This window comes from Comamonas sp. 14P8.1.4 (assembly GCF_057799285.1).
In genome coordinates, this window is sequence record NZ_JBYOKN010000009.1 from 56861 (window position 1) to 83017 (window position 26157).

A 26157-nucleotide genomic window follows, 5' to 3' on the forward strand; every position below is an offset into this window, starting at 1 on the left:
TTGATAAAAAGGGCGGATCAACGGTTAGAATTTTGCATAGTGGAAGTCTGCTTCACGCATGCGAAATTTCTGGCGGTTGCTCTGAGCACCGTGCAAGCGCGTGCACCGCAGCGGGCAACCCGGTCGGGAGCAGGCGATTTGTACTGCCTATCCACATCCCAGCAATCCATCGAGCCAAAAGCAAGAGATGACAACTCAGCAATCCACCATCATCTACACCCTGACGGATGAAGCTCCCCGTCTGGCGACCAGCGCTTTCCTGCCCGTGGTGCAAGCTTTCGCTTCCACTGCCGGCGTGAATGTCGAGACCAGCGACATCTCCGTAGCCGCCCGTATCCTGGGCGAGTTCAGCGACATGTTGCCCGAAGCACAGCGCGTGCCCAACACCCTGGCCGAGCTGGGCAAGCTGACTCTGACTCCCGAAGCCAACATCATCAAGCTGCCCAACATCTCGGCTTCCGTGGCCCAGCTGATGGCAGCCATCAAGGAACTGCAGGGCAAGGGCTACGCCATCCCTGACTTCCCAGAGAACCCCACCACCGACGCCGACAAGGCCATCAAGGCACGCTACTCCAAGTGCCTGGGCTCGGCTGTGAACCCCGTGCTGCGCGAAGGCAACTCGGACCGCCGCGCACCGGCTGCGGTCAAGAACTTCGCCAAGAAGAACCCCCACTCCATGGGTGAGTGGAAGCAGTGGTCGCAGACCCACGTCTCCCACATGCACGAAGGCGACTTCTACCACGGCGAAAAGTCCATCACCCTGCACAAGGCACGTGATGTGAAGATGGTGCTGGAGACCGCATCGGGCAAGACCGTGGTGCTCAAGGAAAAGGTAGCGCTGAAAGACGGCGAGATCATCGACTCCATGTTCATGAGCAAGAAGGCGCTGTGCGACTTCTACGAAAAGGAACTGGACGACTGCAAGGAAGCGGGCATCTTGTTCTCGCTGCACGTCAAGGCCACCATGATGAAGGTCTCGCACCCCATCGTGTTCGGTCACTGCGTGAAGATCTATTACAAGGAAGCGTTCGAGAAGCACGGCAAGCTGTTTGACGAGCTGGGCGTGAACGTGAACAACGGCATGTCGACGCTCTACGAAAAGATCGAGACCCTGCCAGCTTCCAAGCGCGAAGAAATCATCCGTGATCTGCACGCCTGCCAGGAACACCGTCCTGCGCTGGCCATGGTGGACTCGGCCAAGGGCATCACCAACTTCCACTCGCCCAATGACGTGATCGTGGACGCTTCCATGCCCGCCATGATTCGCCAAGGCGGCAAGATGTGGGGTGCTGATGGCAAGCCTTACGACTGCAAGGCCGTGATGCCTGAGTCGACCTTTGCCCGTATCTACCAAGAAATGATCAATTTCTGCAAGTGGCACGGCAACTTCGACCCCCGCACCATGGGCACCGTGCCCAACGTGGGTTTGATGGCGCAAAAGGCCGAAGAGTACGGCTCGCACGACAAGACCTACGAACTGGCGGAAGCTGGCGTGGCCAATATCGTGGACATCACCACCGGCGAAGTGCTGCTGACACAGAACGTGGAAGCCGGTGACATCTGGCGCATGTGCCAGGTCAAGGACGCTCCAATCCGTGACTGGGTGAAGCTGGCCGTGACCCGTGCCCGCAACTCCGGCATGCCCGCGATTTTCTGGCTGGACGCCTACCGTCCGCACGAAGCCGAGCTGATCAAGAAGGTGCAAAAGTACCTGAAGGACCACGACACCACGGGTCTGGACATCCAGATCATGAGCCAAGTGCGCGCCATGCGTTTCACTTTGGAGCGCGTCGCACGCGGTCTGGACACCATCTCGGTCACCGGCAACATCCTGCGCGACTACCTGACCGACCTGTTCCCCATCATGGAACTGGGCACCTCGGCCAAGATGCTCTCCATCGTGCCTTTGATGGCAGGTGGCGGCATGTACGAAACCGGCGCGGGCGGCTCGGCCCCCAAGCACGTGCAACAGCTGGTGGAAGAGAACTTCCTGCGCTGGGACTCGCTGGGTGAATTCCTGGCGCTGGCCGTGTCGCTGGAAGACATGGGCATCAAGAACGGCAACGTGCCTGCCAAGCTGCTGGCCAAGACGCTGGACCAAGCCACAGGCAAACTGCTGGACGAAAACAAGTCGCCTTCGCGCAAGGTCGGCCAGATCGACAACCGTGGCTCGCAGTTCTATCTGTCGCTGTACTGGGCACAAGCCTTGGCAGCGCAGACCGACGACGCAGCCCTGGCTGCCAAGTTCGCGCCTTTGGCCAAGACCTTGGCGGACAACGAAGCCAAGATCGTGGCTGAGCTGAACGCCGTGCAAGGCAAGGCCGCCGACATCGGCGGTTACTACCAGCCCGTGCTGGCCAAGCTGGACGCTGTGATGCGCCCCAGCGCCACCTTCAACGCCGCGATCGCATCGCTGGCCTGAATGTGACAAAGCCCGCTGCCTGAGGGGAGCGGGCTTTCAAAAAAAAGAGCTGCAAGCGCCGGGTTGAACGGGCTTTGAAGGTGAAAACTCTATCAAAGCCTTATCCACCCAGCGCTTGCAGCTCTTTTTTTATGGAATGATTTGCAGGAATGCGCGGTCGAGAGGCCGCCCTGCATGGCGCAACTACATGAAGCGCAGCAGCAAAGAGACCAGTAGCAATGCCAGCGCCACATACGTCAGTGCGGTGGTGGTGCGCGTCATGACCGCAGGTTTGGTAAAGCCAACGATCTGGCTCCACGGATAAGCAAAGGCCAAGAAAGCCAGTGCCGCCAACAAGCTGTGCAACGCACGGTCGTCAGCGAAAGCGTAGATATTCAGCCCAGCGGCGAGCACGCCAAGGCACAGGCCCGTCCAGGATTTGATGCGGGGTTGGTCTGCTGGTGAAGATGCGTTCATCTGAACATTGTATTTGAGTAAATAGCAATCATTCTTATGTTGATCGGTTTCATTTTCTTGTCAGCGTGCTGGCTCCTCTGCGCAGGGGCACGCACCAAGCAAGGCCATAGCCTGGCCAGTACGGCGCGCTCTTTCGTGTGCTGGGTGATGGGTGGTGGCCTGGCTTTAGGGCTTGCCAGCACCTTTGCAGGTTAGGGCAGGCACTGCGGGCTCTTGAAAGCGACTGCCAGCTTGTTGTGCCCAATGCGCGGTAGTGCTGGCTGCAGGGGTGCAAACAAACACGGGGCATGCGCTGCGAGGATCGTATGGGCCGTATGGCCAGAATCAGCCCGGTGCTTCGCACGCTGCGTGCCACCCAGAGTGCGGCACGCAGGTCGGCATTCAGGGTTTGGCTTGAAACGGTGCGCCGCTGAGTTTGGCGCCCGCCTGGATGTTTTTGGCCTTGAACCAGCCCTGGTTCATCTCCAGCACAAAACGCACGGGCTTGGCCGAGCAGTGTGAGGCTTCGTCCAGCGGCTGCATGTCTGCCAGATTCACAATCGTGCCGTCATCGGCCACAAAAGCGGCGGTGAGCGGAATCAGCGTGTTCTTCATCCAGAAACACTGCACCCCGGGCTCCTCAAACGCAAACAGCATGCCTTCGTGCTGGGGCATGGCGCTGCGGTGCATCAGTCCGGTTTGGCGCTCGTGAAAGCGGGTGGCCACCTGGGTGTCGATGCGGTACATGCCTGCACGCAGTTCAACGCGCGGCAAGTTCAGCTGTGGGGCCTCGGGCGGCTGGGCATGGCTGAGGCTGGCGGTGGTGCTGCACAGCACACAGGCCATGGCGGCCAGGCGGTGGCGAAGGAGAGAGGGCAACAGGGTCTGCATGGCAGCCATCATAGGTGCTGCAGCGGGTGTGCGGTGTAGCGCTGTCGCCAGAAACTGCTCAGCGCCGCCAGCACGGCCCAGCCAGCGCTCAGCCACAGGGCTACGGTGGCGCCATGGCTGGGGGTCAATACAAAGCAGGCGCTCAGGCACAGTGCCCCGGCACACTGCCCAGCGTGGCGCGAGGACCCCATCAGCCCGCTGGCAGCACCACTGCGGTGCGCCGGTGCCGTAGTAACAAACGTGTGGTTGTTGGGTGACTGGAACAGTCCAAACCCCGCGCCGCACAGCGCCAAGCGCCAGGCCATGTCCAGCATGCTGGCCTGCGCAGGCAAGGCCGCCATGGCGGCCAGCCCAGCCGCCATCAGCAGCATGCCGGCAGCGCCCAGCAGGGCCGATGGCACGCGGCCAATTGCGCGGCCGACCCAGGGGGCTGTGAAGGCCAGGGCCAGTGGCCAGGCTGTCAAAACCGTGCCCAGCTGGGCCACGCTCAAGCCCTGTGCCTGCACCAGCGCGAACGGCAGCGCCAGGAAAGCCATGGTCTGCGCGGCAAAAGCCGAGACTGAGGCCCCAATAGACAGCTGATAGATGCGCTGGCGCATCAAATCCAGTGGCAGCATGGGCTGGGTGTGTGTGCGCTGGCGGCGCACATAGCACCAGCCACACAGCAGCGCCAGGCCCAGCCATGGCAAGGCCAGCAAGGCGTGCGTGGCCGTGGTGGTATGGGTGAGGCGGTCCAGCGCCATGAACATGCCGCCAAACATGCCCATATTGAGCAGCACATCACACGCTGACAAGGTGTGGGTCTTATCGCCTGGGCGGCGGTGGTGGGCACGGGGCAGCACGTGCCAGCCCAGTGCCACAATGGCCAGGGCTAGAGGCAGGTGCAGCGCAAACAGCATGCGCCACGAAGGTGCCCAGCTCAGAATGGCAGCGCCAATCAGCGGGCCGCTGACGGTGCTGATGGCGCTGACCATGGAGTTCAGTGCAATCCCGCGCCCCAGCAGCGCGCGCGGGTAGATTTGCCGCACCAAGGCGGTGTTGACGCTGAGTACCGCTGCCACGGCCAGCCCCTGAACAGCGCGTGCAGCCACCAGCCATGGAAGGCTGGGAGCGCAAAGGGCCAGCACACTGGCCAGGCCAAACAAGGCAATGCCGCACAGGTAAATGCGCGGGTAGCCCAGCTTGTCCCCCAGGGCGGATAGCGGGAACAGCACCATCAGCGGAATGATTTGCCCGGCATTGACGATCCACAGCGCATGCGCGGGGTCAATACCGAGATCATCACTGATGGTGGGCAAAGCGATGTTCAGCATGGTGGTGTCGGCCACACACATGAACAGACCGCAAACGATGGTGCAGACCGCCCACAGGCGGCGTGCACCGTGCAGGCCATCGGCGGGAAGGGGGGCGGTAGAAGAAGAGCAGGACATGCAAACAAAACAGGGCCAGGTGCGCGTACGCGCGGCTGGCCGTGGCACAAACATAAAAAAAGTGAAGATGCCCGCAGGCACCTTCACCAAAGGCCCGTGAAGGCCCAGAGGAAACTCAGAGGGCTTGCTGGGGCAGGCTTTCGGACAGCTTTTGGTAGAGCTGCATTTCCTCGCGGATCAGCTGCTTGAACGAGGCGGGGCTGCCGTTCAGCACAGGCTCCATCCCGGCCTTGTCCAGCGCGGCGGCAAACTCAGGGGTGCCCACCAGCTTGCCCAGCGAAGCATCGACTTTGTGCAGCACGTCCGCAGGCGTGCCCTTGGGGTAGAGCAGGCCGACCCAGGAGTCAAAGCGGAAGTCCGGCATGCCGACTTCAGAGAACGTCTGCACCTGCGGCAGGTCTTTGTGGCGCTGGGGGGCGGCGATGGCCAGGGCTTTGACCTTGCCGCTTTGGATATGCGGCATGACCGAGCCCAGCGAGGCAAACGACAGGTCCACATGGCCGGCCACCAGATCCACCATGGCCGGGGCTGCGCCCTTGTAGGGGATGGAGGCGATTTCCGTCTGGGTGCTGGTTTTGAACAGCTGAATGGCCAGCACCGGCGAGGCGCCTTGGGCGGAAGCGTTGTACTTGGCAGGGTTCTGCTTAAGCGTTTGTACGAACTCGGCAAAGTTGTTGGCCGGGAAGTCCTTGCGCACCACCAAGATCGTGGGGGAGGTGGCAAAAACGCGCACCGGGGCAAAGTCTTTTTGGGAGTCGACCTTCAGCCCCTGCGTCATATATGGGTTGATGGTGAGGTTCATGCCCGTCACCATGCCGGTATAGCCATCGCCGGTGCTTTTGGCGGTTTCGATGGTGGCCAGATTGCCGCCAGCACCGGCTTTGTTGTCGATCACAAAGGGCTGCTGCAAATCCTGGCCCAGGTGTTTGGCCACCAGGCGGGCGGCAATATCGGTGGGGCCGCCGGGAGAAAAGCCCACCACCAGGCGCACGGGCTTGTCAGGGTAGGTGGCGTGTGCGGCGGCAGGCAGGGTCAAGCAAAATGCGGCGAACCAGGGCGTAATTTTTTTGAACATGGTGGCAGGTCCTGAATAATGGGTTTTAGGCTGGATTCCAAATGGCACGAATATCTGCTGCCTGGCACACGGGATAACGGGCTTTCACAAATGCCATAGAGCCGTCGTGTAATGCCGGGTTGGTGCTGCAAATCAAATCTTCCACGGCCACCACGTAATAATCATGGTAAGAAGCGCCGCGAATACTGGATTCCACACAACCTTCGGTGGAAGTTCCAATGACCACCAGGGTTTTAATGCCCTGGGTATCCAAAACCGCATCCAGCTGGGTTTTGACAAATGCATCCGAGCGGAATTTCTCAATCACCACATCGTTATCGGTGGGATTCAAACCCTCGGAAAGCTGCGCGCCCCAGCTGTTTTTCAGGGTGTAGGCCGGATTTTTTCCATCACGGCATTTCAAGCGCATCCACGAGGGGGAATCGCTTTTTCCATTGGGTAAGGTAATTTGCTGCAGAAAAATCGTCAGGATGTTTTTCTGCTGTGCCAGTTGCACCATCTCGATAATGCCGGGCAAGCTGGCATAGGTCGATGCCATGTTTTTACCGTTTTGGGCATACAGCCCATCGGGGTGGTAAAAATCATTTTGCACATCGACGACCAATAATGCCGTGTGCTCCGGTTGAATCATTTCGGGTATTTGGTCCAAAAAGCTAATGTTGTTGATGGTTTTCATGGCCAGAGCCCTGGTGGTGTGAATGCAGAGTTTGTGCAATTGCCGTGCCAGGTGCTATCAACATGAGAGCAATAAAAATCACATTGAATTAAAAATAATTGATGCCCCCGCCTTGGGCGCGCATTCGATGGGCTAAGTGCTTGAATTTCCGTGGCTGCGTGGTCAGCCTGTGGTGTGGTGGCTGCGGGGGAAGGTGGCGTGCACAGTGCCTGGGTGCACTGCAGCAGGTACACGGCGTGGCACTTGCTGGTGCGCCCACGGGCAGGTGTTGCGCCAAAGTGGTTCAGACTGGCTTGGATCCTGCTTGTTCAGGTGCATCCTTGATCCCGGCAGCGACCACGCGCATGAAGCTTGAAACATTCCACACCTTGCAGGCCGTGCTGGCCACGGGCTCCATGGCCAAGGCCGCACAGCAGCTGCACCTGACGCCAGGTGCTGTCAGCATGCAGATGAAACAGCTGGAGGCCTTCATGGGCGTGGTGCTGTTTGACCGCTCCAGCCACAGCGTGCGCGTGCGCCCCCTGGCACAGGAGGTCAACAGTGCTGCCGCCGCTTTTCTGGCGCAGATCGATGCCATGCGCCAGCGCAGTAGCCTCGTGGTGCAGGGCACTGTACGGCTGGGCATGCTAGACAGCTTGCAGCCGCGGCTGCTGCCCTTGGCACTGGCATACCTGGCGGCGCATTACCCGCAACTGGCCGTGCAGGTACTGCGCGGCAAAAGCAAGCAGCTGCAGCAGCTGGTGCGTGCCGGCGAAGTGGATGTGGCGGTGCTGGCACAGCCCGCGCAGGATGCACTCAGCCGTGGGCTGCACTGGCAGCCCTTGATGCGCACGCCGTTTGTGCTGGTGGCGCCGCCCGATGCGCAGGGGGATGTGGCGCATTGTCTGCAGCGCTACCGGGTGATCGCCTATGACCGCAGCACCACCAGCGGTGGGTTGGCAGCGGCGTATTTGCGCGACGTCCATGGGCTGGGGCAGGCCGAAATGGAGTTCGACAACGTCTCAGCGATTGTGTCGATGGTGGGCCTGGGGCTGGGTGTGGCCGTGCTGCAGATCGCAGACCCCCGGATACTGAAAATGGACGCGGTGCGGGTCATGCCGCTGGGGGCGATGGGCCCCACCATGCAATACGCGGTATTGACGCGGCACGATGATGCGGAAAATCGCAAAATCAAAGCCATGTGCGAGGCACTGCTACAGTTGCCTGGCTGCGCTCCAGAGAGCGCGTAGGGTGTTGTGCTTGTCGCTCATGGACTGGTGCACGGCGCACACCCTCCTAAAATGATGCAGAGACAAGCGAAGGTTTTTCTGATGACAACTCAAACTCACATCCACATTCCCGCGCAAGGCGAGAAGATCACCGTCAACGCAGACATGTCGCTGAACGTGCCGCTGCAGCCAATCATTCCCTTCATTGAAGGCGATGGCGTAGGTGTGGACGTCACGCCCGTGATGCGCAAGGTGGTGGATGCTGTCGTGGCCAAGGCCTATGGCGGCGCGCGCCAGATTCAGTGGATGGAGGTGTATGCCGGTCAGAAAGCCACGCGTGTCTATGGGCCCGATGTGTGGCTGCCTGAGGAAACCGTGGCCGCCGTGCGCGACTACAGCGTCTCCATCAAAGGCCCGCTCAATACGCCTGTGGGCGGCGGTATTCGTTCGCTGAACGTGGCGCTGCGCCAGGAGCTGGATCTGTACGTCTGCCTGCGACCCATGCGTTACTTTCAGGGTGTGCCTTCGCCCGTGCGTGAGCCCGAGAAAACCAATATGGTGGTTTTCCGCGAGAACTCCGAAGACATCTACGCAGGCATTGAGTTTGCCGCAGGCAGCGACAAGGCCCGCAAGCTGATGGCGTTTTTGCGCGATGAGCTGGGTATCGACAAGATTCGTTTCCCCGAGACCTCAGGCCTGGGCATCAAGCCCGTGTCCAAAGAGGGCACGCAGCGCCTGGTGCGCCAGGCCATCCAGTACGCCATCGACCATGACAAGCCGTCGGTCACGCTGGTGCACAAGGGCAACATCATGAAATTCACGGAAGGTGCTTTCCGTGACTGGGGCTATGAGGTGGCGCTCAACGAGTTTGGTGGCGTGCTGATCGACGGCGGCCCCTGGGTGGAGCTGCTCAGCCCCAAAACCGGCCAGCGCATCACCATCAAGGACAGCATCACCGATGCATTTCTGCAGCAGGTGCTGCTGCGCCCCGCCGAGTACAGCGTGATTGCCACCATGAACTTGAATGGCGACTACATCTCGGATGCGGTGGCAGCGCAAATTGGCGGTATCGGCATTGCGCCGGGGGCCAATATGTCGGCATCGGTGGCGGTGTTTGAAGCCACGCACGGCACGGCGCCCAAATATGCGGGCAAGGACTATGTGAACCCCGGCTCCATGATTTTGTGCGGCGAGATGATGCTGCGCCACATGGGTTGGTTCGAGGCGGCAGACCGCATCATTGCCGCCATGGAGCAAGCCATTCAGAGCAAGAAAGTCACCTACGACTTTGCGCGCCTGATGGATGGCGCCACCCAGGTGTCCTGCTCGGGCTTTGGCAACGTCGTCATCCAGCACCTGTAAGCCTTGCGTGCTGTCTGTACCCCGCCGCACGTTGCGGGGTTTTTTTATGCCCTAATTGGGCTCTAGCGCTTGTATAGCAAGCGCTGTTAGCTATTGAATATGAGTGTTTCGGATATTGCTGCAGCCACCCCGTCGTCCGTGGCGGATGGCATGCAGGGGCGGGCGCGCAAGCTGGCCATGGCCGTGATCTTGTGCGGCCTGATGATTTGCGTGCTCGACAGCACCATGCTGAACCTGGCGCTGCCGCAAATGGCGCGGCAGTTCGCCATTGACCCGGCTTATACCCTGTGGGTGGTGAACGCCAACCAGATTGCTTCTTTGGTGCTGTTGTTGCCACTGGCCGCGCTGGGCGACCAGCTGGGTTACAAGCGCGTGTACCTGTGGGGCATGCTGGTGTTTGGCCTGTCCAGCGTGATGGCCGCACTGGCACCTTCGCTGCCGTGGCTGATCGCAGCCCGTGCCTTGCAGGGCATGGGCATGGCTGGGGCGCTGAGTGTGAACGGCGCGCTGGTGCGCCAGATTTACCCGCGCAGCAAGCTGGGGCAGGGCATGGCCATGAATTCCATGGTGGTGGCGCTGAGCATGGTGATGGGCCCCGTGCTGGCGGCCGCGGTGCTGTCGCAGGTGGGCTGGCGCTGGCTGTTCAGCTTGCACCTGCCACTGGCGCTGTTGGTGTGTTGGCTGGGCTTGAAGGCGCTGCCCAGGCCCGCCCAGTCCGCCGATGACTATGGCCTGTCGTGGTGGGATGTGCTGCTCAACATCGCCATGTTTGGCGCAATTTTTCTGGCGCTGGACCGTATCAGCCACTACCAGGCCGGCAGCGACTGGCGCTGGATTGCCGTGTGGCTGGTACTGGGCGGGGGCGCAGGCTGGCTGTATGTGCGCCGCCAAAAGCCCCAGGCACGGCCCATGCTGCCGCTGGATTTGCTGCGCATTCCCGTGTTCAGGCTGTCCATGGGGGCTTCGATCGGGGCTTTCAGTGCCCAGACCATGGCGTTCTTGGCCATGCCGTTCTTGCTGATTGAAACGCATGGGGTGGGCACCGGGCAAGCGGGTTTGCTCATCAGTGCCTGGCCGCTGGCGCTGGCCGTGGTGGCGCCCTTGGTGGGGCGCAAGATTGGCCGCATTCCCGCCGGGCGCTTGGGCGCCATGGGAATGGTGCTGTTTGCTGCAGGCCTGTGGGCGCTGGCCATGCTGCCCCTGGGGGCGGCAGGCTGGGACATTGCCTGGCGCATGGCACTGTGTGGCGCGGGTTTTGCGATGTTTCAGTCGCCCAACAACCACACGATTGTGACTTCGGCCCCTGTCTACCGCAGCGGCGCAGCCAGCGGCATGCTGGGCGCCGCACGCCATGTGGGCCAGGGCCTGGGCGCGGTGTGCCTGGCCGGTGCTTTTGTGCTGTGGCCCGGCGCCGAAGGCCTGGCCGAGCAGCGCACGCTGTGGCTGGCGGGTGGTATGGCGCTGATGGCCGCGTGCTTCAGCGGGCTGCGCCACACGCCCGTGGCGCAGCCTGGCAAACGCTGAAGAGGGTTGACGCAGCCCATGCTGTTTAGCTCAGCATGGCGGGTGGCTGTACGGTGGCTTCAGTCGGCTTGCGCTGCAGGGCGTTGAGCAGACCCTGCGGATGGATGCACTGCACCAGCAGGGCACCCTGGTTGGCTTTGATCAGCTCGTTGACCAGTAATTCTGGCCCCCCGGCCATGGTGGGCGCGGGGATGATGCTCTCATTGGGGAAGTGGTGCACGCCGTGCAGCGCACCCACCAGCAGCCCCAGCTTGCGCTCGCCGTGCTCCAGCACCACCACCTGGCTTTGCTCGGTGATGGGGCTGGCTTGCCCGATCAGCAACTGCGCCAGATCAAACACCCAGACGTAGCCAGTGAGCTGGCCCTGGGTGTGGCGTGCCAGCGTGCCCACGCAGTAGGGCAGCCGCCCGGCAGAGACCGGGTTGATGGCCGAGGCGGGCAGGGCCTCCAGCACCGATTCGGCATGCAGCGCAAACAGCTGGGCGCCCACATAGAAGGTGGCCATCTCAATGCCTTGGACGGCGCTGTTGGACGCCTGCAGTGCGTGGCTGGCGCTGCCCAGTGTGTGGTTGCCGCGCTCGACATCCCCAAACGATTCCAGGGAAATGGCCAGCACATCGTCGCTGTAGCCATCGCTGGTCTTGAACTCGCGGTAGCCACGGCAGACGCTGGCGCCCAGAATGCAGTACGCATCGTGGTGCACGGCAATCACGGCGCGGCTGGCACCTTGCTGCACCTGCAGCAACTCCTCATCGGGCAGCGCCAGGGTGCTGCCGGGTGGTGCAGCGGGGTCTGTGCTGGCCAGCACCAGGCCCTGGCGGTTCACATACAGGGCGCGGGTTTTGGGCTTGCCGACCAGCGCGCTGGTCAGCATGGCCTGCAACTCGGGGATGGCGTTGAACACAATCGCAATGCCGCCCACCGTGCTCTCGTGGGCATCGTCGCTGCGAATGGGGGCGTGGTAGATGTAGGTGGCGCCTTCTGCCCCGGCGTGCTCGGCCGTCCAGGGGCTGACGTGGTAGGACTGGCTGTCGCTCAGGCGCAGCACGGCTTGCAGGCTGGCGCTGTCAATGTGCTGGCTCAGCACGCTGCTGCCATCGGCCAGCTGCGGGTGGCTGGCACAGAGAATGCGGCCCTCGCGGTCATACACCATCAGGCGGATGTAGACGGTATAGAGGCTGTTGATGTGCTCCAGCACCCGGCATGCCTGTTCCAGCAGCGGCGCACTGGGGGCGCCGTGGTGGTGGGCCTGGGTGAGCAGCTGGCGCAGCACGGGCGAGAGCGCCCACCAGCGGCAGTCATTGGCGCGTTCGTAGAGGTTGCGGTCCAGCAGGTCGACCAGCAATTGCGTCAGCGACTGGCTGTCGCGCAGGCCCGCACTGAGCACGGTGTCGTACAGGTCGCGGATGGACTGGGTGAACACCTGGTTGGTACGCGCGCCGGTCTCGCCGATTTGCTCCAGCACCGATTTCAAGCGGCTGGAGCCACCGCGCTGCCCGGCTGTCATGACCTGGCCGTTCCACACCACACGACGGATGGAGTCGGCTGCCTGGATGATGTCGTACAGCGGCGGGCAAAAGTTTTTGGCGTGCGACAGCAGGCCTTGCGCCACTTCGGTGGGCAAGCTGTCCACGCAGCGCATGATTTTGGTGCCGAAGGCCTGCTCAATCGGAATCATCACCTGGCCTTTCCAGCCAGCGGGCCCCGGGTAGCCCTGGTAGGCACTGGCCGCCACGGTTTGCACCAGATAGGTGCGCCCCGAGTGGGTGTAGAGCTGCGTCGCCCCATTTTGGTTGGTAGGCACCTTGGTGCCCGGTGCAATCCAGTGCGCATCGCTGCTGGCCAGCACGCAATCGTGTGCGTTGAGCAGCAGCGCCACGCTGCGCCCCTCGGCCGCGCTGCTGCCGGCAAAGATGCCCGCCATCTCGCCCAGAAAATCAAACGACAGGCACAGCACGCCGCAGGGCTGGCCGGTGTGGGGGTGCAGCATGCGCTGTGTGTAGAGCAGGGCCTGGTCTTTGTGGGGGCGCAAGCTGGTGTGGCGGAAGGTCTCGACAAAGCCCGTGCTCTCCAGCGTTTGGGCCAGCAAGGGGTCACGCGAGCCGTCCACGGGCGAGGTTTCATCGATCTGCGCGACCACCGTGCCGACGGTGTCCAGCAGCATGATCTCGTCATAGACCGTGTACTTGCGCTGGTACTCGCGCAGGCGTTCGATGATGCCTGGCTGATCGCTCAGGCCTGCCAGGTGGTTGCACAGTGTCAGGTCGGTGCCTAAAAAGCCCACATCGGCTGTGCGCTCGTAGAGGTTGCGCACGAAGATGTCGATCACATGGTGCGCACAGGTGGCAATCTCGGACATCACCTGCGAGACGGACTCGGCCACCATCGAATGCACCAGGTCTTTTTCCAGGCGCTGAAAGCCTTCGCGCGTGGCCGCCATCATGGGCAGCATGCTGTGGGCCTCTTCTGCGCAATGCATCTTGGCCGACGACTCAATCAGGCGCCACATGAGGTTGAGCTCATGCAAGGAACGCTCACAGCGCGCCACATCCCGCATATAGGGGATGAAGGTATCAATATGGATCTCGGTGTCACTGGCCATGTCTACCCCCTGTAAGAGTGAGCTGGCCGATGATCGGGAAATGACCAGCTCTTGTTGTAACTGGGTGTTAGCAAGAGCTGGGCCAAAATGGGGCGTGTGACTAAACCAAATCGATGTTGTGCACCTGAACGGTGCCAATGGCGCGGTCGGCCAGGTAGTGTTCCAGCGTGGTGCTGACGGTGCGGAACGCCAGCTCATCACACGGAATGTCTTCGGGTTGGAATAGGCGCGCTTCGATGGTTTCATGGCCGGGGTTGAAGACATCGCTGCGCAGGCGGGCGCAGTAAAACAGGTGCACCTGGCCCACACGGGGCACGCTGATGACGGAGAACAGGCGCCCCATTTCGATGTCTGCGCCTGCTTCTTCGTAGGTTTCGCGTGCAGCGCCTTGCGCCGTGGTTTCGTCCAGCTCCATAAAGCCAGCGGGCAGGGTCCACTTGCCCCAGCGCGGCTCGATATTGCGTTTGCACAGCAGAATGCGGCCGTCATCCATGACGGGGATGCACCCCACCACATTCAGCGGGTTTTGGTAGTGCACCACACCGCAGGCCGGGCAGATGGCACGCGTGCGCGTGTCACCGTCTTCGGGAATGGCATGGCGCACAGCGCTGCCGCACTGGTTGCAAAACTTGATGGTGGGACGAAAACTCATGCGCCAGGCACCTTTCAGGCGGTGATGGCGACGCGCAAGGGGCTCAGGCCGGTGATGCCGCCTTCCAGCACATCACCCGCTTGCACGGCACCCACACCTTCGGGTGTGCCCGTCATGATGAGGTCACCGGGCTGCAGCTCCCAGGCCTGCGACAGGTGCTCAATCGTCTCGGCAATGTTCCAGATCAGCTGGTTGACGTTGCTGCGCTGGCGGTCCTGGCCATTGACCTGCAACCAGATATCGGCCTGTTCCACGGCACCGGCCTGTGCAATGGGTGTGATGGCGCTGATGGGGGCGCTGGCTTCGAAAGCCTTGCCAATGCACCAGGGGCGACCTTGCTTTTTCATGTCGTTTTGCAGGTCACGGCGGGTCATGTCCAGGCCTACGGCGTAGCCCCAGATGTGCTCCATGGCCTGGGCCGCAGGTATGTTCTTGCCGCCTTTGCCAATGGCCACCACCAGCTCAATCTCGTGGTGCAGATTGGCAGTCAGTGTGGGGTAGGGCATGGCTGTGCTGGCGCCGTCTTCGGCGGGCAGCACCGCGTCGGCAGGCTTCATGAAAAAGAAGGGCGCTTCACGGCCGGTAAAACCCATTTCCTTGGCGTGCTCGGCGTAGTTGCGGCCGACGCAGTAGATGCGGTGTACGGGGAAGCGATCAACCTGACCGACCACAGGAACAGAAGCTTGAACAGGGGGCGTGAAGACAAAGCGCATGGCAAAACGGGCAAAGCGAATAGAAGGGGCAAAGTGTGCCACGACTTGCGCCACCGCTGCGCGCTGAGTTTTGCGGGTTATGCTGCGCAGGTGACTGATACCACGCATCTTTGGCAGCGCTGGCTGCAACCTGACTGGCCCCCCATCGCAGGGGTCCATGCCGTATTCACCACGCGCGAGGGCGGCCACAGCGGCGCACCGTGGGAGAGCCTGAACCTGGGCGACCATGTGCGTGATGATCCGCAGCACGTCGCCGCCAACCGGCAGGTGCTGCAGGCGGTGATGAGTGCGCACAGCGCACGGCCTGTGCAGCCGCTGTTCATGCAGCAAGTGCATGGCTGTGATGTGCAAAATATAGAGCGCTCATCGCAGGAGGGACAAGCGTTTGATGCCTGTTTGACAGATGAGCCAGGCATGGCTTGCACCATCATGGTGGCGGACTGTTTGCCCGTGCTGCTGGCCCACCGCAGCGGCCAGGTGGTGGCTGCTGCACATGCGGGCTGGCGGGGTCTGGCGGGCGTGCAGGGGGTGGGCGTGCTGGAGCGCACCTGGCAAGCTTATGCCGACAAATTAGGGCTACCTGCGAATGCGCAACTGGCCGCCGACACGCAGGTCTGGCTGGGGCCCTGCATTGGCCCTGAGGCGTTCGAGGTGGGCCCAGAGGTGCGAGCCGCCTTTGTGCAGACCTTGGCGCAGGCGGATGCGTGCTTTGTGCCGAGCAGCGGTGCGCCAGGCAAATGGCTGGCCAACTTGCCTCAGCTGGCGTGCCAGCGTTTGCAGGCCATGGGCTTTGCGCAAATGTATGGCAACGATGGCAGTGCACCGTGGTGCACGGTCAGCAATGCATCACTCTTTTTCTCGCACCGGCGTGATGCTGCGGTGCTCGGCAGCACCGGGCGCATGGCCGCTTGCATCTGGAAGGTCTGAGCTGCCAGTGGCAGATGCCGCCTGTGCCTGGCTGGCATCGTAAGCGCGTTGCTCCGCCTCTCGGCGGGCTTGCAGCCGGCGCTTGCGCTGCGGCGTACCCAGGATGTAGACCAGGATGGACAGGGGCAGCACGCCATACAGCAGCAAGGTGATGATCGCACCCAAGATGCTGCCCTGCGGGCTGCTGGCTTCTGCCACAGCCATCATTACCGTGACGTAGAGCCACGCAATCACAATCAAATACATGGCTGAAATGTGCCTCAAATGCGCGGTGCAAGGGGCGAAAAACGCTTGATGCGAGTCAATGCCGCTGTTTTTTACGAGCCACCCCGTGTTTGCTGCATTGCCACAAAGCAGTGGCTACGCAACAATCCATGCCATACACAGAGGCCGGTCATCCGCGCCAGCCCGTCACAAGGAAGACAAGCATGAGTTCAGAGGCTTCTTGGGACCCTCACGTGCAGCAGTTCCAGCAATTTTTTGCAGAGCAGTGGGCCAAGGCGCTGTCGGCTTTTCCAGCCACGGCGTCTGAGGCTCCCCCCGCAGCGCCGCTGCAGCTGGATCCCGACAAGCTCCAGGCACTGCAGCAAGACTATGTGCAGGAGGCGGTGAAACTGTGGACGCAGGGCTTGGCTGCAGGCGGTGATCTGAAGGACAAGCGCTTTGGCAGCGCGCCGTGGCAGCAAAACCCGCTGGCAGCATGGACAGCATCCAGCTATCTGCTGCATGCGAAGGCACTGGCGGGCATGGCCGATGCGGTGCAGGCTGATGAGAAAACCCGCTCACGCATCCGTTTTGCGGTGGAGCAGTGGGTAGCAGCCATGTCGCCCAGCAATTTCCTGGCGCTGAACCCGGACGCGCAGCAAAAAGCCATCGCCACCAAGGGGGAGAGCCTGGCCCAGGGCGTGCAGAACCTGCTGCATGACCTGGAGCAGGGCCATGTCTCCATGACCGATGAGCGCGTCTTTGAAGTGGGCACGAATGTGGCCACCAGCGAAGGTGCGGTGGTGTATGAGAACGCGCTGTTTCAGCTGATTGAATACAAACCGCTGACCGCCAAGGTGCACGAGCGGCCGCTGCTGCTGGTGCCCCCTTGCATCAACAAGTACTACATCTTGGATTTGCAGCCCGAGAACTCGCTGGTGCGCTATGCCGTCAGCCAGGGGCACCGCACCTTTGTGGTGAGCTGGCGCAACCCGGATGCCTCCATGGGCGCGCTGACCTGGGATGACTACATCCAAGACGCGGTCATTCAGGCCATCGAGGTGACACGGGCAATTGGCGGCGCTGAGCAGATCAACGCGCTGGGCTTTTGCGTGGGCGGCACCATGTTGACCACGGCCCTGGCGGTGCTGGCGGCACGCGGGGTGCAGCCGGTGGCCAGCGCGACCTTGCTGACCACCTTTGTGGATTTCTCGGACACCGGGGTGCTCGATGTATTCATCGATGAGGCCTTTGTGCAGATGCGAGAGATGCAGATGGGCCAGGGCGGGTTGCTCAAAGGGCAGGAGCTGGCATCGACATTCAGCTTTTTGCGCCCCAATGATCTGGTCTGGAACTATGTGGTGGGCAATTACCTGAAGGGGGAAACGCCTCCGCCCTTCGATCTGCTCTACTGGAACAGCGATGCCACCAATCTGCCAGGTCCATGGTATGCCTGGTATTTGCGCAATACCTACCTGGAAAACAACCTGGTGCAACCCGGCAAGCTGACGGTCTGCGGTGAGAAGCTGGACCTGGGCGCGATCGATATCCCGGTCTATATCTACGGCTCGCGCGAAGACCATATCGTGCCGATCACGGGCTCTTACGCCACTACGCAGGTATGGCCCGGCCCCAAGCGTTTTGTGATGGGGGCATCAGGCCATATTGCCGGGGTGATCAACCCACCCGCCAAGGGCAAGCGCAGCCACTGGCTGCGTGCCGATGGTGCCTTGCCCGCCACCCATGCGCAGTGGCTGCAGGGCGCGCAAGAGCACCCAGGCAGTTGGTGGACCGATTGGGCGCAGTGGTTGCAGACCCACGCTGGCAAGCAAATTGCTGCACCCAAACGCTATGGCAAAGGCCGGACCTACCCGGTGATCGAGTCGGCCCCCGGCCGTTATGTGCAGCAAAAGGCCTGAGCGGCCTGTTTCCTGGTCACAATGCCAAATATGCCGCTAAGGCAGGTAGATTCAGCGTAGTGCGCTAGCAATTAATTACAAGGGAGCCAAAAAATGGAAGATATCGTCATCGTTTCCGCCGTGCGTACGGCCGTGGGCAAGTTCGGGGGCGGCCTGGCCAAAGTGCCGGCCGTGGATCTGGGCGCCACCGTCATCAAGGAAGCGCTGCAGCGCGCCAATGTCCCGCTGGACCAGGTGGGCGAGGTCATCATGGGCCAGGTGCTGACCGCAGGCGTGGGCCAGAACCCGGCGCGCCAGGCCATGATGAAGGCCGGTGTGGCCAAGGAAACCCCGGCGCTGACCATCAACGCTGTCTGCGGCTCCGGCCTGAAAGCCGTGATGCTGGCGGCCCAGGCCGTGGCCACGGGTGACAGCGAGATCGTGGTGGCCGGTGGCCAGGAAAACATGAGCCTGTCGCCCCACGTGCTCAACGGCTCGCGCGACGGCCAGCGCATGGGCGACTGGAAGATGACAGACACCATGATCGTGGACGGTCTGTGGGATGTGTACAACCAGTACCACATGGGCATTACCGCCGAAAACGTGGCCAAGGCCGAGCACATCAGCCGCGAGCAGCAAGACGCGCTGGCGCTGGGCAGCCAGAAAAAAGCGGCGGCCGCGCAAGACGCTGGCAAGTTCAAGGACGAAATCGTCTCCGTGGTGATCCCCCAGCGCAAGGGCGACCCGGTGGTGTTTGCCGCTGACGAATACATCAACCGCAAGACCAATGCCGACGCTTTGGCAGGCCTCAAGCCGGCGTTCGACAAGGCCGGCTCGGTTACCGCTGGCAATGCCTCGGGCCTAAACGACGGCGCTGCCGCCGTGGTGGTGATGAGCGCCAGCAAGGCCAAGGCTCTGGGCCTGACGCCGCTGGCCACCATCAAAGCCTACGCCACCAGCGGTCTGGACCCCGCCACCATGGGCATGGGCCCGGTGTTTGCCACCCGCAAGGCGCTGCAGCGCGCCGGCTGGGCTGTGGGCGATGTGGACTTGTTCGAGCTGAACGAGGCCTTTGCCGCCCAGGCTTGCGCCGTCAACCAGGTGCTGGGCATTGATGCGGCCAAGGTCAACGTCAACGGTGGTGCCATCGCCATTGGCCACCCCATCGGTGCCTCCGGCTGCCGCGTGCTGGTGACCTTGCTTCACGAAATGCAGCGCAGCGGCGCCAAAAAGGGTGTGGCCGCGCTGTGTATCGGTGGCGGCATGGGTGTGGCTCTGGCGGTCGAGCGCTAAAGCGCGAACAGGCACCGCCTGCGGCGCTGTTGTTTGCACGCTCCCAAGGGTTCACCACAGCAGGGCGGGGCGTGCTTTGGCGCTACAGTCTTGGGGGATAGTTGGAATTAAAGCGAGTACATCAGGAGATAGTGAATGACTCAAAAAGTTGCGTATGTGACCGGCGGTATGGGGGGCATTGGTACTGCAATTTGCCAGCGTTTGCACGATGACGGCTTCAAAGTGATTGCGGGCTGTGGCCCCACACGCGACTTCCAAAAGTGGCTGGACGAGCAAAAAGCCCTGGGCTACACCTTCTATGCCTCCGTGGGCAATGTGGGCGAATGGGCCTCTACCGTGGAAGCTTTTGGCCATGCCAAGCAGCTGCATGGCGCGATCGATGTGCTGGTGAACAATGCCGGCATCACCCGCGACCGCATGTTCCTGAAGATGACGCCCGATGACTGGCAGGCCGTGATCGAGACCAATCTGAACTCCATGTTCAACGTCACCAAGCAGGTGGTGGGCGACATGGTGGACAAGGGCTGGGGCCGCATCATCAATATCAGCTCGGTCAATGGCGCCAAGGGCCAGGCGGGTCAAACCAATTACTCGGCCGCCAAGGCAGGCATGCACGGTTTCACCATGGCGTTGGCGCAAGAGCTGGCCAACAAGGGCGTGACGGTGAATACGGTCAGCCCGGGCTATATCGGTACCGACATGGTCAAGGCCATTCGCCAGGATGTGCTGGACAAGATTGTGGCGACCATTCCCGTCAAACGCCTGGGTGAGCCGCGGGAGATTGCCTCCATCGTCTCGTGGCTGGCGTCGCAAGATGGCAGCTATTCGACAGGGGCCGATTTCTCGGTCAACGGTGGTCTGCACATGCACTAAGCCGTGCTGGCATGCAAAAAGCCCGCGTAGAGCGGGCTTTTTTTATGGAGTGAAATTTCGCAGAAACAGCGGTGGGCTTGCCCGGGGCAGCCGGCGCGGTGTTTACAGCCGAGCGGGTGCGCGCTTGCGGTCGCGTTCGTCTTCAGGCCAGATGGAAAAAATAGCTTGGATTTGCATTGCATTCACTCCTTTGCTGATTCAACGGCTACCTGGGCTTCCGCGTTGACGCCGCAATTGCAAGCGTTGGCATGAATGGTTCCAGGGGGTAACCGGGGGAGAAGCCTTCAAAACAAAGCCCGCTTCACAGGAGCGGGCTCAGTGGCTGACAGCAGCGGCTGCCAGCAGAAAAATGGGTTCAGGCGCGCAACGGAGCGCGTTTGCGATCACGTTCGTCTTCGGGCCAGATAGAAAAGAGGGTGTTCATGGTGGTTTCCAGTTCCTTTGTGTCTAACAACGTGGCTTGTGGCGACGCGGTTGACAGCACAGTGAAAATTTTTTGGATAGCGGCTTAGATGCGAGCGGGGCTGCGTTTGCGGTCGCGCTCGTCTTCGGGCCAAACACTCAGAACAGAGGTTGTTGTCATGGGGATTTACTCCTTATGTAGGAGAAACAACGCACCCTGGCGCCGCAGGGTTGACGATCAAAAGTAAGAAAATGCACGATTTTTATCTGCTTGTTTGTGGCTTTCACGGGCGGCGGCGGCATTGCCTAAAATGTGAGGCTTCGCCTGCGTGACCACCCCGGTTGCGCAGTCTGGACAATCAGGTGGTGTGCATGTCTTGGAATCTGTGGCTGTTGTATGTGTCTTTGGCGGCGGTGGTGATTGTCTCGCCCGGTCCATCTGCGTTACTTTGTGTTTCACACGCCGTCAGCCACGGCGCGCGCAAGACGGTGGCCACCATCGTGGGCGGGATTACGGCTTCCATGACGCTGATGTTCCTCTCGGCCCTGGGGCTGGGCGCGGTGATTGCGGCCTCTGACACCTTGTTTCATGCCATCAAATGGGCGGGTGCTGCCTACCTGGTGTACCTGGGCATTGCCACCTGGCGCAGCCGACCGGCCCCTGCTGCTGCACAGGCCGATGCCGCCTCGCCGGCGCAAGAGGGCACGGTATTGGCCAGCAGCCCCGCTCAGCCTGTCACTCCCTGGAGCACGCTGTACCGCAAGGGCTTTATGGTGGGTATTGGCAACCCGAAAGACTTGCTGTTTTTCAGCGCACTGTTTCCACAGTTCATGAACCCCGATGCACCGATTGCCAGCCAGTTGGCCATTTTGGGCGCCAGCTGGATGGTGCTGGATGGCAGCATCATGTTTGCCTATGCGCTGTTTGGCTCACAGCTCATTCGCCGCATGGGGCGCGGCGGTGTGGGCCGCTGGTTCCAGCGCGTGACGGGCGGTGCCTTCATTGCGGCAGGTGGGGTGTTGGCGGCATCAAGCCGTTAAGCACTGCTTGCAGCGCCTGTGCGGTGCGCCATGCGCGGAACGGCCGCAGACGGGACTGTCTGTAAAAAAAAGAGAGCTGCCTGCGCTGACGGCGTAAGGCTTGCAGTGCAAAAAAGACTGAAAGTCTAAGCGCAGTTGTCAAACCCAGATCCACCACCGCTGGCCGCCTGACATGGGGCGCCGCCACCGCAGTAACCTGGCTGTTGGGGCCGTGATACGGCAGGCGTTTGGGGGGGAGCAGGCTGCTTAGCCCGCCAGGCCTGCTTCCTGGGTGAGCTGCTCGATGGCTTCGCTCAGCTCCAGCCAGCGCTCTTCCAGCGTGTCCAGCTCATCGCCCACGGTTTTCAGGCGCTTGCCGGCTTCGGCAATGTCTGCAGGGGGCAGGGGCGTGGCCAGCTTGTCTTCCAGCGCTGTTTTCTCGCTCGACAGGGCGGCCATCTTCTTGTCGACCTGCTCCAGCTCTTTCTTCCAGGGCTTGGTCTTTTCCGACAACTGCTGGCGCAAGGCGGCAGCTTGCTTGCGTGCTTCGCGCTGGTCTACCTGCGGAGCATCTGGGGCTGCGGCGGGGGCGCTGGCGGCCGTTTGCTGCAGTTCGGCATGCTTGGCCTCTTCGCGCAGGCGCTTGGATTCGTCCAGCAGGTAGCGCTGGTAGTCGTCCAGATCGCCGTCGAACGGCCCGACCACGCCGCGGCCCACCATCCAGAAGTCTTCACACACGGCGCGCAGCAGGTGGCGATCGTGGGAGACCAGCATCACCGTGCCGTCAAAGTCATTGATGGCCATGGCCAGCGCTTCGCGGGTGGCCAAGTCCAAGTGGTTGGTAGGTTCGTCCAGCAGCAGCAGATTGGGGCGCTGCCAGACAATCATGGCCAGCACTAGGCGCGCTTTTTCACCGCCGCTCATGCTGCCCACGGTCTGTTTGACCATGTCACCGCTGAAATTGAAGGTGCCCAGCCAATTGCGCAGGTCTTGCTCGCGGCTGGCTGCGGGGGCGTCAGTGCCCATGTCCTTGGCCAGGCGCGTCATGTGCTGCAGCGGATCCTCTTCTGGGCGCAGCACGTCCAGCTCTTGCTGCGCAAAGTAGCCAATGCGCAGGCCCTTGCCTTCTGTGACCTTGCCCGCCAGTGCGCCCATGGTGCGTGCAATGGTTTTGACCAGCGTGGATTTACCTTGGCCGTTGGCACCCAAGATACCAATGCGCTGGCCCGCCAGCACCGAGCGGCTGACCCCACTCAAAATGGTGGTGACGTTGCCAGCCTCATCGGTGTAGCCAAAAGCCGCATCGGTAATGGCTAGCATGGGGTTGGGCAGGCTGGCCGGGGCCTTGAATTCAAAGGTAAATTCCGCATCGGCCAGCACGGGCGCCACTTTTTCCATGCGCTCGATCATCTTCACGCGGCTTTGGGCCTGCTTGGCCTTGGTGGCCTGGGCCTTGAAGCGGTCGATGAACTTTTGCAGGTGGGCAATCTTGTCTTGCTGCTTGTCGAAGGCCGACTGCTGCAGCTCCAGCTGCTGGGCGCGCAGCTCTTCGTACTTGCTGTAATTGCCGCCGTAGCGGGTGATTTTGCCGCTGGCCAGCTCGAAGGTCACCGTGGTCACGGCATCCAGAAACTCACGGTCGTGCGAGATGACGATCATGGTGCCGGGGTAGCGCTTGAGCCAGGCTTCCAGCCAGACCAGGGCGTCCAAGTCCAAGTGGTTGGTGGGCTCGTCCAGCAGCAGCAGATCCGACGGGCACATCAGCGCGCGCGCCAGCTGCAAGCGCATGCGCCAGCCGCCAGAGAAGCTGTTGACGGGGTGCTCCAGCTCGCCGGTCTTAAAGCCCAGGCCCAAAATCAGCGACTGCGCGCGCGAGGTGGCGTCGTGCGCGCCGGCATCGGCCAGGTCGGCGTGGGCTTGGGCAATGGCCATACCGTCGCCCGAGGCTTCGGCGGCCTTCAGGCGCTCGTTCACCTCGACCAGGCGGGTGTCACCATCCAGCACAAACTGGGTGGCGGACTCATCCGTTTCCGGCATGTGCTGTGCCACCTGGGCCATGCGCCACTGCGCAGGGATGAAAAAGTCGCCGCCGTCTTCGTGCAGCGTGCCGTTGAGCAGGGCGAACAGCGACGATTTGCCCGCACCGTTGCGGCCGACCAAGCCGACGTGCTCGCCGGGGTTGATGGTGGCGTTGACGCTATCGAGCACCACTTTGGTGCCGCGGCGCAGGGTGACGTTTTTCAGGGTAATCATCGACGGTCTGTGAAATAGCACACCCGCGCGATGGTGTTCATCGTGCGGGTGTTAAAAATTAGATAGCGCGCAGCGCAGGTTGCATAAGCGCTAGAGGCTTAAAAGGCTTGAAGTCTCAAACCCTGCGGCGGTGCTTATTGTGCCGCGTCTGCCGTGCGTTGCTGCTGGGCCAGCAGTTCCTGCCGGGTGATCAGCAGCACGGCGTCTTCGCCCACGCTGGTGTCCAGCCAGTAGACCAGCAGCTCGGGGAAGGCCGCTTCAAAGAAGGGGCGCTCGTTGCCAATTTCCAGCACCAGCACGGCGTCTTCGGTCATGCAGGCGGGTGCATCGGCCAGCAGCTGGCGCACGAAGTCCATGCCGTCCGTGCCGCCAGCCAGCGCCAATTCGGGCTCGGCCAGGTATTCGGCGGGCAGCTTGGTCATGCTGTCGGCATTCACATAGGGCGGGTTGCACAAGATCAAGTCCCAAGGGCCTTGAACTTGGCGCAAACCGTCGGTCTCGACCAGTGTGACTCGATCTTGCAGGCCGTGCTTGTCCACGTTGATGCGGGCCACAGCCAGGGCATCGGTGGAAATGTCAGCGCCCGTCACATTCACTTCGGGGTAGGCCATAGCGGCCAGGCAGGCCAGCGAGCCATTGCCGGTGCACAAATCCAGAACGTTCTTGGTCTTGTCAGACAGGAAGTGGTCGATGCTGCCGTCGGCCAGCAATTCCGCAATAAAGCTGCGCGGCACGATGGAGCGCTCGTCAATATAGAAGGGCACGCCCATCAGCCAGGCTTCTTGGGTCAGGTAGGCGGCAGGCTTGCGCGTGTCGATGCGTTCTTTAAAAAGCGTAGCTACCTGCGCTTGCTGCTCGGGCATTACGGTTTGATTTTCTACCGAACCTTCATCGTCGCCCAACGGCGCATCAATCGGCAGGCCGAGTTTGAACAGCACCAGCCAGATGGCTTCTTCTTCGGCATTGGCCGTGCCGTGGCCAAAGCCCACGCCGGCTTGTTCCAGGCATTGCGCGCCAGAGGTAATGAGCGCACCCACAGTGGCGCCGTGGGGCAGGGTGAAAGCGTGGCTCATGCGGCAGCTCCTTCGGTGGTGGCTGCGGCTTGCAGCTTGGCGTGCAGGTGCTCCAGCATGCGGCGGTAAATGTGGGTCAGTGGCTCTACGTCGGCCACCACAATGTGCTCGTCAATTTTGTGGATGGTGGCGTTGGGGGGGCCCAGTTCAATGACTTGGGGGCAGACTTTGGCGATGAAGCGGCCATCGCTGGTGCCGCCGCTGGTGGACAGCTCGGTCTCCAGCCCGGTTTCGGCGCGGATGGCGGCTTGCGCGGCCTCCACCAAGTCACCCGGGGTGGTCAGGAAGGGCTCGCCAGACAGCGCCCAGGTCAGGTCGTATTCCAGCGCGTGCTTGTCCAGCACCGATTTGACGCGCTGCTTGAGGCTTTCGGCCGTGTTCTCGGTGCTGTAGCGGAAGTTGAAGTCAATCACCACCTCACCCGGGATCACGTTCGATGCGCCCGTGCCGCCATGCATATTGCTGATCTGCCAGCTGGTGGCCGGAAAGAATGCGTTGCCTTTGTCCCATTCGATGGCGGCCAACTCAGCCAGCGCAGGCAAAGCCTGGTGGATGGGGTTGCGCGCCAGTTGGGGGTAGGCGATGTGGCCTTGGATGCCTTCGACCGTCAAGCGGCCGCTGAGTGAGCCGCGGCGGCCGTTTTTGATCATGTCGCCGGTTTGTTTGACGGCGGTGGGCTCGCCCACAATACACCAGTCCATGGGCTCGCCACGCGCGCTCAGTGTCTGGCAGACGATTTTGGTGCCGTCATGGCCGGGGCCTTCTTCGTCGCTGGTCAGCAAAAAGGCAATGTCCAGCGGCGTGCTGGCGTTGGCGGCCAGGAAATCTTCCACCGCCACCACAAAGGCCGCGATGGAGGTTTTCATGTCGCTGGCGCCACGGCCATACAGCTTGCCGTCGTGGTAGGTGGGGGTGAACGGGGGGTGCGACCACTGTTCGACCGGCCCGGTCGGCACCACATCGGTATGGCCGGCGAAAATCAGGGTCTTGGCCTGGGGCAGGCCGCTGCGGCGCACCGCCCAGAGGTTGTGCACACGAAAGCTGTCGGGGCCACCGTCCATGCGTTCGCACTGAAAGCCCAGGGCACTCAGGCGCTCGGCCAGCAGCTCAAGGCAGCCAGCGTCTTCGGGGGTGATGGAGGGGCGGCTGATCAGTTGCTCAGCCAGTTGCAGGGTGCGAGACATGAGAGAAATCCAGTGGGGGCTGCACCCTCTGTGCAGCCGA

21 protein-coding genes are annotated in these 26157 nt (G+C 61.9%); 9 read left to right on the forward strand and 12 right to left on the reverse strand.

Features of this window, described 5'->3' with window-relative positions; genetic code table 11:
* Window positions 1-187 precede the first annotated feature (187 nt).
* The gene (locus AC27VO_RS13165; protein WP_488667168.1) at window positions 188-2422 is read left to right on the forward strand and encodes an NADP-dependent isocitrate dehydrogenase; all 2235 of its coding nucleotides are present in this window, start codon (window positions 188-190) and stop codon (window positions 2420-2422) included.
* 183 nt (window positions 2423-2605) lie between these two features.
* Here the strand turns inward: AC27VO_RS13165 and AC27VO_RS13170 are convergent, their stop codons facing one another.
* The 5 genes from AC27VO_RS13170 to AC27VO_RS13190 form a co-directional block, all read right to left on the reverse strand.
* Window positions 2606-2878 carry a hypothetical protein gene (locus AC27VO_RS13170; RefSeq protein WP_488667169.1) on the reverse strand — a complete coding sequence of 91 codons (273 nt, stop codon included), beginning with the start codon at window positions 2876-2878 and terminating at the stop codon, window positions 2606-2608.
* 381 nt (window positions 2879-3259) lie between these two features.
* The gene (locus tag AC27VO_RS13175; protein ID WP_488667170.1) at window positions 3260-3748 is read right to left on the reverse strand and encodes a DUF192 domain-containing protein; all 489 of its coding nucleotides are present in this window, start codon (window positions 3746-3748) and stop codon (window positions 3260-3262) included.
* 8 nt (window positions 3749-3756) lie between these two features.
* Window positions 3757-5178, reverse strand: coding sequence for an MFS transporter (locus AC27VO_RS13180; protein ID WP_488667171.1), 1422 nt, complete (start codon window positions 5176-5178; stop codon window positions 3757-3759).
* A gap of 115 nt (window positions 5179-5293) precedes the next feature.
* Window positions 5294-6253 carry a Bug family tripartite tricarboxylate transporter substrate binding protein gene (locus tag AC27VO_RS13185; protein WP_488667172.1) on the reverse strand — a complete coding sequence of 320 codons (960 nt, stop codon included), beginning with the start codon at window positions 6251-6253 and terminating at the stop codon, window positions 5294-5296.
* Between the two features lie 25 nt (window positions 6254-6278).
* Window positions 6279-6929 (reverse strand): cysteine hydrolase family protein, encoded by a 651-nt coding sequence (locus AC27VO_RS13190; protein WP_488667173.1) that lies wholly within the window; start codon window positions 6927-6929, stop codon window positions 6279-6281.
* 344 nt (window positions 6930-7273) lie between these two features.
* Here AC27VO_RS13190 and AC27VO_RS13195 point away from each other — a divergent pair, with 344 nt between their 5' ends.
* The 3 genes from AC27VO_RS13195 (at window position 7274) to AC27VO_RS13205 (ending at window position 11023) form a co-directional block, all read left to right on the forward strand.
* Window positions 7274-8158: a LysR family transcriptional regulator gene (locus AC27VO_RS13195; RefSeq protein WP_488667174.1), complete on the forward strand. Its 885-nt coding sequence runs from the start codon at window positions 7274-7276 to the stop codon at window positions 8156-8158.
* A gap of 81 nt (window positions 8159-8239) precedes the next feature.
* Window positions 8240-9499 (forward strand): NADP-dependent isocitrate dehydrogenase, encoded by a 1260-nt coding sequence (gene icd / locus AC27VO_RS13200; RefSeq protein ID WP_488667175.1) that lies wholly within the window; start codon window positions 8240-8242, stop codon window positions 9497-9499.
* Between the two features lie 99 nt (window positions 9500-9598).
* Window positions 9599-11023 (forward strand): MFS transporter, encoded by a 1425-nt coding sequence (locus AC27VO_RS13205; protein WP_488667176.1) that lies wholly within the window; start codon window positions 9599-9601, stop codon window positions 11021-11023.
* 25 nt (window positions 11024-11048) lie between these two features.
* Here AC27VO_RS13205 and AC27VO_RS13210 read toward each other — a convergent pair whose 3' ends face one another.
* From AC27VO_RS13210 to AC27VO_RS13220, 3 genes are all read right to left on the reverse strand, one after another.
* Window positions 11049-13625 (reverse strand): chemotaxis protein CheW, encoded by a 2577-nt coding sequence (locus tag AC27VO_RS13210; RefSeq protein ID WP_488667177.1) that lies wholly within the window; start codon window positions 13623-13625, stop codon window positions 11049-11051.
* Between the two features lie 100 nt (window positions 13626-13725).
* Window positions 13726-14277 (reverse strand): NUDIX hydrolase, encoded by a 552-nt coding sequence (locus AC27VO_RS13215; protein WP_488667178.1) that lies wholly within the window; start codon window positions 14275-14277, stop codon window positions 13726-13728.
* A 14-nt stretch (window positions 14278-14291) separates the two neighbouring features.
* Entirely contained in the window at window positions 14292-14990 is a 699-nt protein-coding gene (locus AC27VO_RS13220) for a fumarylacetoacetate hydrolase family protein (RefSeq protein WP_488667210.1), read from the reverse strand.
* 90 nt (window positions 14991-15080) lie between these two features.
* Here AC27VO_RS13220 and pgeF point away from each other — a divergent pair, with 90 nt between their 5' ends.
* A complete protein-coding gene (gene pgeF / locus AC27VO_RS13225) occupies window positions 15081-15917 on the forward strand; it encodes a peptidoglycan editing factor PgeF (RefSeq protein WP_488667179.1) in 837 nt (278 codons plus the stop codon).
* Here pgeF and AC27VO_RS13230 read toward each other — a convergent pair.
* Window positions 15837-16163 (reverse strand): hypothetical protein, encoded by a 327-nt coding sequence (locus AC27VO_RS13230; RefSeq protein ID WP_488667180.1) that lies wholly within the window; start codon window positions 16161-16163, stop codon window positions 15837-15839. The two genes, pgeF and AC27VO_RS13230, sit on opposite strands and share 81 nt — an antisense overlap.
* Before the next feature lie 182 nt (window positions 16164-16345).
* Here AC27VO_RS13230 and phaC point away from each other — a divergent pair, with 182 nt between their 5' ends.
* From phaC to AC27VO_RS13250, 4 genes are all read left to right on the forward strand, one after another.
* Window positions 16346-18040: a class I poly(R)-hydroxyalkanoic acid synthase gene (phaC, locus tag AC27VO_RS13235; RefSeq protein WP_488667181.1), complete on the forward strand. Its 1695-nt coding sequence runs from the start codon at window positions 16346-16348 to the stop codon at window positions 18038-18040.
* A 93-nt stretch (window positions 18041-18133) separates the two neighbouring features.
* Window positions 18134-19312 (forward strand): acetyl-CoA C-acetyltransferase, encoded by a 1179-nt coding sequence (locus tag AC27VO_RS13240; protein WP_488667182.1) that lies wholly within the window; start codon window positions 18134-18136, stop codon window positions 19310-19312.
* 135 nt (window positions 19313-19447) lie between these two features.
* Window positions 19448-20185, forward strand: a complete 738-nt coding sequence (phbB, locus tag AC27VO_RS13245) for an acetoacetyl-CoA reductase (RefSeq protein WP_488667183.1) — start codon at window positions 19448-19450, stop codon at window positions 20183-20185.
* A gap of 774 nt (window positions 20186-20959) precedes the next feature.
* Entirely contained in the window at window positions 20960-21628 is a 669-nt protein-coding gene (locus tag AC27VO_RS13250; protein ID WP_488667184.1) for a LysE family translocator, read from the forward strand.
* 246 nt (window positions 21629-21874) lie between these two features.
* Here the strand turns inward: AC27VO_RS13250 and AC27VO_RS13255 are convergent, their stop codons facing one another.
* The 3 genes from AC27VO_RS13255 to dapE all read right to left on the reverse strand — a co-directional run bounded on the left by AC27VO_RS13255 (window position 21875) and on the right by dapE (window position 26117).
* Complete coding sequence (locus tag AC27VO_RS13255) at window positions 21875-23860, reverse strand: ABC-F family ATP-binding cassette domain-containing protein (protein WP_488667185.1); 1986 nt, start codon at window positions 23858-23860, stop codon at window positions 21875-21877.
* Between the two features lie 134 nt (window positions 23861-23994).
* Window positions 23995-24933 (reverse strand): 50S ribosomal protein L3 N(5)-glutamine methyltransferase, encoded by a 939-nt coding sequence (gene prmB / locus AC27VO_RS13260; RefSeq protein ID WP_488667186.1) that lies wholly within the window; start codon window positions 24931-24933, stop codon window positions 23995-23997.
* On the reverse strand, window positions 24930-26117 hold the full coding sequence (gene dapE, locus AC27VO_RS13265) for a succinyl-diaminopimelate desuccinylase (protein ID WP_488667187.1): 1188 nt from the start codon (window positions 26115-26117) through the stop codon (window positions 24930-24932). The genes prmB and dapE overlap by 4 nt, the downstream gene beginning before the upstream one ends.
* Between the last annotated feature and the right edge of the window lie 40 nt (window positions 26118-26157).

Coding starts and splice junctions, on each gene's coding strand:
- AC27VO_RS13165 (WP_488667168.1), top strand. CDS start 188: ATGACAACTCAGCAATCCACCATCATCTACACCCTGACGGATGAAGCT.
- AC27VO_RS13170 (WP_488667169.1), bottom strand. CDS start 2,878: ATGAACGCATCTTCACCAGCAGACCAACCCCGCATCAAATCCTGGACG.
- AC27VO_RS13175 (WP_488667170.1), bottom strand. CDS start 3,748: ATGCAGACCCTGTTGCCCTCTCTCCTTCGCCACCGCCTGGCCGCCATG.
- AC27VO_RS13180 (WP_488667171.1), bottom strand. CDS start 5,178: ATGTCCTGCTCTTCTTCTACCGCCCCCCTTCCCGCCGATGGCCTGCAC.
- AC27VO_RS13185 (WP_488667172.1), bottom strand. CDS start 6,253: ATGTTCAAAAAAATTACGCCCTGGTTCGCCGCATTTTGCTTGACCCTG.
- AC27VO_RS13190 (WP_488667173.1), bottom strand. CDS start 6,929: ATGAAAACCATCAACAACATTAGCTTTTTGGACCAAATACCCGAAATG.
- AC27VO_RS13195 (WP_488667174.1), top strand. CDS start 7,274: ATGAAGCTTGAAACATTCCACACCTTGCAGGCCGTGCTGGCCACGGGC.
- icd (WP_488667175.1), top strand. CDS start 8,240: ATGACAACTCAAACTCACATCCACATTCCCGCGCAAGGCGAGAAGATC.
- AC27VO_RS13205 (WP_488667176.1), top strand. CDS start 9,599: ATGAGTGTTTCGGATATTGCTGCAGCCACCCCGTCGTCCGTGGCGGAT.
- AC27VO_RS13210 (WP_488667177.1), bottom strand. CDS start 13,625: ATGGCCAGTGACACCGAGATCCATATTGATACCTTCATCCCCTATATG.
- AC27VO_RS13215 (WP_488667178.1), bottom strand. CDS start 14,277: ATGAGTTTTCGTCCCACCATCAAGTTTTGCAACCAGTGCGGCAGCGCT.
- AC27VO_RS13220 (WP_488667210.1), bottom strand. CDS start 14,990: ATGCGCTTTGTCTTCACGCCCCCTGTTCAAGCTTCTGTTCCTGTGGTC.
- AC27VO_RS13230 (WP_488667180.1), bottom strand. CDS start 16,163: ATGTATTTGATTGTGATTGCGTGGCTCTACGTCACGGTAATGATGGCT.
- phaC (WP_488667181.1), top strand. CDS start 16,346: ATGAGTTCAGAGGCTTCTTGGGACCCTCACGTGCAGCAGTTCCAGCAA.
- AC27VO_RS13240 (WP_488667182.1), top strand. CDS start 18,134: ATGGAAGATATCGTCATCGTTTCCGCCGTGCGTACGGCCGTGGGCAAG.
- phbB (WP_488667183.1), top strand. CDS start 19,448: ATGACTCAAAAAGTTGCGTATGTGACCGGCGGTATGGGGGGCATTGGT.
- AC27VO_RS13250 (WP_488667184.1), top strand. CDS start 20,960: ATGTCTTGGAATCTGTGGCTGTTGTATGTGTCTTTGGCGGCGGTGGTG.
- AC27VO_RS13255 (WP_488667185.1), bottom strand. CDS start 23,860: ATGATTACCCTGAAAAACGTCACCCTGCGCCGCGGCACCAAAGTGGTG.
- prmB (WP_488667186.1), bottom strand. CDS start 24,933: ATGAGCCACGCTTTCACCCTGCCCCACGGCGCCACTGTGGGTGCGCTC.
- dapE (WP_488667187.1), bottom strand. CDS start 26,117: ATGTCTCGCACCCTGCAACTGGCTGAGCAACTGATCAGCCGCCCCTCC.